At 59.4% G+C, this 4474-nt stretch carries 6 protein-coding genes; 3 read left to right on the forward strand and 3 right to left on the reverse strand.

What is annotated here, in order from left to right:
- Positions 1–659: 659 nt before the first annotated feature.
- Positions 660–1055, reverse strand: a complete 396-nt coding sequence (locus NKJ13_RS31285; RefSeq protein ID WP_352779537.1) for a hypothetical protein — start codon at positions 1053–1055, stop codon at positions 660–662.
- A gap of 94 nt (positions 1056–1149) precedes the next feature.
- Here NKJ13_RS31285 and NKJ13_RS31290 point away from each other — a divergent pair, with 94 nt between their 5' ends.
- The 3 genes from NKJ13_RS31290 (at position 1150) to NKJ13_RS31300 (ending at position 3235) form a co-directional block, all read left to right on the forward strand.
- Positions 1150–1428, forward strand: coding sequence for a hypothetical protein (locus NKJ13_RS31290; protein ID WP_352779539.1), 279 nt, complete (start codon positions 1150–1152; stop codon positions 1426–1428).
- Positions 1429–1814: 386 nt separating this feature from the next.
- Positions 1815–2522, forward strand: a complete 708-nt coding sequence (locus NKJ13_RS31295) for an SOS response-associated peptidase (RefSeq protein ID WP_352779541.1) — start codon at positions 1815–1817, stop codon at positions 2520–2522.
- Between the two features lie 206 nt (positions 2523–2728).
- On the forward strand, positions 2729–3235 hold the full coding sequence (locus tag NKJ13_RS31300) for a hypothetical protein (protein ID WP_352779543.1): 507 nt from the start codon (positions 2729–2731) through the stop codon (positions 3233–3235).
- Here the strand turns inward: NKJ13_RS31300 and NKJ13_RS31305 are convergent.
- Positions 3232–3531 carry a DUF1236 domain-containing protein gene (locus NKJ13_RS31305; protein WP_254816945.1) on the reverse strand — a complete coding sequence of 100 codons (300 nt, stop codon included), beginning with the start codon at positions 3529–3531 and terminating at the stop codon, positions 3232–3234. The two genes, NKJ13_RS31300 and NKJ13_RS31305, sit on opposite strands and share 4 nt — an antisense overlap.
- Before the next feature lie 408 nt (positions 3532–3939).
- Positions 3940–4272, reverse strand: coding sequence for a hypothetical protein (locus NKJ13_RS31310; protein WP_352509956.1), 333 nt, complete (start codon positions 4270–4272; stop codon positions 3940–3942).
- Positions 4273–4474 lie beyond the last annotated feature (202 nt).

Raw genomic sequence — 4474 nt, forward strand, 5'->3', positions numbered from 1 at the left:
CGAATAGGGCTTGGGCATGGCAAATCACCTCCTTAAGGAAGTGAATCACAAACCCGACGTTAGCGGAATCCTTCGCGATTCAACCTGAATGTCCGACGCTCTAATGGCCTCGATTACCACGCCATAGCAAAAACATCGGCACCACTCAAACGAATGGCAATTATCTGTCGGAATGCGTTTAGGGTCCATTCACGGAGACCCACGCTTCGGTCGCGGGGGACACAGTAACTTCCCCTTTAAAGGCGTCGAGATTGCCACGAGCACCGAAAAGTCAGTTCCTTAGACCTAAAGATCGAGCGATCTGCCAGCGGGTTGTCGATCAGATAGTCGCCGACGCGAAATCGTACAGCACCTTGATAGACAGCCAGATTCTCGCCTCGACCACGCTGTCTCTCTTTAGATCCGGGGTCGTCAATGAAGCGAATTTGCTGGCACATGTTCGCGCGCGCCGCCATGACTTCATGAAGCAGGCCGGCACTGCTTCGCCGGAAACCGGACCTTAGGTTCATCGCCCGCCCTCCGCCTTGCCGTAGGGGCTCGGGTTGGTGTCGGGCGTATAAATCAGTCCAACGCGCTTGCCGCCGCACTTGGCGCATTTCAGCTTCGGAATGAGATCGTCCGCCATCGCTGCATCCGGGCCGAGCTTGGCCCTCAGCTTCTCAAGCGGCTGGTTTTGGTGACACCGCGGATTGTGGCAGAACGCAGTGAGCCGTGTCTTCGAGTCGATCAGAGTTTGCGGGGTCCAGCCTTTTGCCACGCCCCTGTCCCCGGAACCGTTCGGTAGTCCAGCGGATCTTCCCGTCGACCTTCACCGGCTTATGGATCACCAGGCGCTTGGGAAGGTGCTCCGGATGTACTTCGAGCAGGGTGATCTTCACCGTCAGCTTGCAGCGGCTGCAGTCGAACTTCAGTTTCAGCGGGTCGACGCCGCCGCCATATACCATCATCAGGTCAGCCGAACGGCAGTAGCGGACATTGCCGCAACTGCATTCCGCCTTCACAAGCATGTTGTGCCGGGTTGCCTTGCCCAGCGTGTCGATCGGATCGTGCGCCATCCCTCTAGAAAAGGAACATATTCCTGTTCCTTCAAGAGGCTCTTGACTCTGATGTTCTCATTTCGTTCACTGCCAGCAGATTAGAGACACCCCCATGAAGCCGATTACTGCGACCGAGTCCGAGCAGCCCGAGATATATGCCACGGTAAGGCGCGAGCGGGCCGCCATTCACCGGGCCGTCAGCAAGATGGCAAAGCAAATGCGTGGCCTGTCCGACGTCAGCCAGAAACAGGCTATCGCGGAGCTGACGGCCACTTGGATATTGGCGATCTATCCTGGAGACCTCGATCTGGCGTTGTCGCTTTCGGATGCGATGCGCCACCAGACCGACATTTACCTGAGAGAGAGCAAGCAAGCCGCCGCTCGCCATTGATGGTACAGCGTAGCCGTGGCCCTTCCCCTGCTAGAATAGACCGCGAGTGGCCTTACCAGGTTGCGCTGCCCGATGATCTATGCACGGGACACAGCTTCTCGCTGATCCGCGATTTCTGCGAAGAGCGAGGGCTGGTCCCAATAACAAGGCAGGTGCAGGCGATATGGCCGGATCAGACATATGAGAACTGGCAGCTGTACTGCTTCGCCGACCAGGCGTCTGCACAGGCGTTCCTTGACCACTTCGGAGGCATCATGTTCGATCCTAAGCGTGATCGGGAAAACGGCAAGGCACGCGGTGTCTGGGGCCGGACTGGCGAATACAAGAGAACTCTCGATCTCGGGCCGCTGAGCGTTCCCCAGGCCCTGCGTAACTGAGGCGACGACATGTGTAACCTCTACAACATCACCACCAGCCAGGAGGCGATCCGCCAATGGACCGGAGCCTTGCGCGATCTCCTGGGCAACCTTGAGCCGTCGATCGACATCTATCCCAACCAGTTCGGCCCGGTCGTCCGCAATGCTCAGGACGGGACGCGCGAGCTTGCCAAGCTGCGTTGGGGAATGCCGACGCCCTTGGAGCGCGTCAAAGGCAATGCCGATTCCGGCACGACCAATATCCGCAACCCTCAATACGGCCACTGGCAGCAGTATGTCGGTATCGAGCACCGCTGCGTGGTGCCGGTGACGAGCTTTGCCGAGCCCAGCCCTACCCCAGGCGATAAGGACCCGGAGACAGGCGGCATACAGCGGAACTTCTGGTTCGCCCTCAGCGAGGACCGGCCGCTGTTCTTCTTCGCGGGCCTGTGGACACGCTGGCAAGGGGTCCGCAAGGTCAAGGAAGGCCCCGGCGATCATGAGCTTTATGCCTTCATGACCACAAAGCCAAACGCGTTAATCGAGCCGATCCACGAGAAGGCGATGCCGGTGATCCTGACCACGCGAGAGGAAGCCGAGACCTGGCTGACCGCGCCATGGTCGGAAGCGAAATGGCTGCAGCGGTCGGCGCCTGACGACGCTCTCGTGATCGTGGAGAAGCCGGCCACACAGATCAAAGTTCCGCTGCCGGCACCTGCACAAGGGTCGCTGCTTTGAAAGCATCCCCATGAGCGACGAGCTGATCCGCCTTCCCGGTGCAATAGAGCCCGTCACACGTCTGGGCGTTCAGCATCATAGGTGCGAGCATCCCGATTGCGGCAAGGATGCCGGATGGGGATTCGCGAAGCCGAGGCAGCCATCGCATTGGTTCTGTTTTGAACACCGCGCCGACGGCGAAGCATATCTCTGAGGAGCAATTCGAAATGATCAGCCCGCCAAGACAAAATGGCGAGTATGCCGACCGCGAGATCGATTGCCAGGAGGCTATGGAGCCGGGCTTTCAGGCGATCGTCGATTGCATGCTAGAGGCCGGCTGGACGCGCGGGGAGATCATGCGGTCGCTTCGGTGGCTGATCGCGGCCGACAACATGACGCAGAAGGAAAACGCCAAAGTCGAGGCGCAGCTCGCCATCGCGTGCGCGATGATGCGCCTTGACGATCGCCACCGCAGCGCCAGTATCCTGACGATGGACGAGAATTATATCTACGGCGAAAGAACCGGCCTGCAGCTCGTACGCATGGCTATCGAGATGACCTGCCCGGCTGGCGTGCTGCCGAGCGAGGAAGCCGTGAACTGCCTCTACGGCCCGTTGCCGGCGCACGAGGGCGAGGCGTTGGCAAAGGCGATTATCGAGACGGTCGAGCGACTGACCCGGTCTATTGACGCTTTGCCGTCGCCATCCGGGCCAGCGCTCCCAAGATCAGATTAGTCGTAGACTTTGACAATCTTGCGTGTGCCGGGATCGACAAGGACGGTTCTGCCGTCGACCACAACGTAACGGTATTTGACGTTCGGGACCTCGTGAAGCTCGACGGTGTCTGGGAGGGGCGAGCCGATATTAAGCTCCACTCCAGGGATTTTCACCGATGCGAGCGGCTGCTTCTTCACGTATTCCTTGATGACGGTTTCCTGCTGCGGTTCGATGATCACGTCCTGAGCAGCAGCGGCACCAATGCCGGCCAGCAGCAAAAATCCCGCGGCTGCGGTGGAAAGATGCATTCTCATAGCTGTCTCCTTGTTGGAATTTGCCGGGACGCAATCTTCATCGCGCCAAGCTCACCACAACGTGAGCCAACCAACGAACGTTCCTCGGCCGGCCTTAGGTCCTTAGACCGCCGGACCTAAGTCTGAAGCTCTAGACGTAATGGTCTGAACAAGGTGTCGCGCGGAACCGCGACATTCCTTGTCCCGTTCTTGCGAACTCATGGAGGAGAAACGGCCCATGGAAGATAGTGTCCACCAAGCCCGCTGGTTGCTTGCACCGGTGTTCGCGGTCTCCATTACATTTTTGGTGATAGGAATGGTCGCCAGCTGAAAAACGACACTCCAGCCCAAAGTCAGTATCTGCGCATAAAAAGTCCCTTCATGCGCTGATAGGGTCCGCCGGCCTTGCTGGATTTGGCAGGCGGACCCTTAGTTCCCCGGATGCTTCGGATCGTCGCCAAAGCCCAGCAGCGAGGCATGGCGTATATATTTGTGCTCGCCACGAAGGTGCTTGATCCGCAGCTTCACGCTAGGCTCAACCCACTGCGTTGCCGGTCGCTTCTTGACACCCTCCGACGGCGCGCCGGCATGTTCCTGGACCCGTTTCCACAGCCGTTCCTTCCTGTCGCGCCCCAAGCTGATGAAGGCTGAACCGACATATTTTCCGGTACCGGGCTTCGCCAGCAAGGCGAATGCCGCCTTGCCCGGCTCGCGCTCGACGCCCATCATGCGCTCGATCGCTTGGTTGCGCTCCTTTGCCAAGCGATGCGCGGCCCGTAAACGCAAAAAAGCCCGCCGCACCTTTCGGCGCGGCGGGCGATGATTGCTGACCTCACGATGATAGAGTGCAGCGACCTTGATGCAGAGAAGCCCGCCACCTTGCGAGTGACGGGCCCGGCCGCGAGGCCAGGAGAGTGCCTCAAAGCCTGCACGGCCGATTCGACGCTCCCGTTAACGCAGCACT

It is taken from the genome of Mesorhizobium sp. M0174, from assembly GCF_040322275.1.
Lineage (GTDB): Bacteria > Pseudomonadota > Alphaproteobacteria > Rhizobiales > Rhizobiaceae > Mesorhizobium.

What these genes read in the sequence shown, in the direction of transcription:
- NKJ13_RS31305 (WP_254816945.1), bottom strand. Translation starts at nt 3,531, where the DNA reads ATGAGAATGCATCTTTCCACCGCAGCCGCGGGATTTTTGCTGCTGGCC.
- NKJ13_RS31300 (WP_352779543.1), top strand. Translation starts at nt 2,729, where the DNA reads ATGATCAGCCCGCCAAGACAAAATGGCGAGTATGCCGACCGCGAGATC.
- NKJ13_RS31290 (WP_352779539.1), top strand. Translation starts at nt 1,150, where the DNA reads ATGAAGCCGATTACTGCGACCGAGTCCGAGCAGCCCGAGATATATGCC.
- NKJ13_RS31295 (WP_352779541.1), top strand. Translation starts at nt 1,815, where the DNA reads ATGTGTAACCTCTACAACATCACCACCAGCCAGGAGGCGATCCGCCAA.
- NKJ13_RS31285 (WP_352779537.1), bottom strand. Translation starts at nt 1,055, where the DNA reads ATGGCGCACGATCCGATCGACACGCTGGGCAAGGCAACCCGGCACAAC.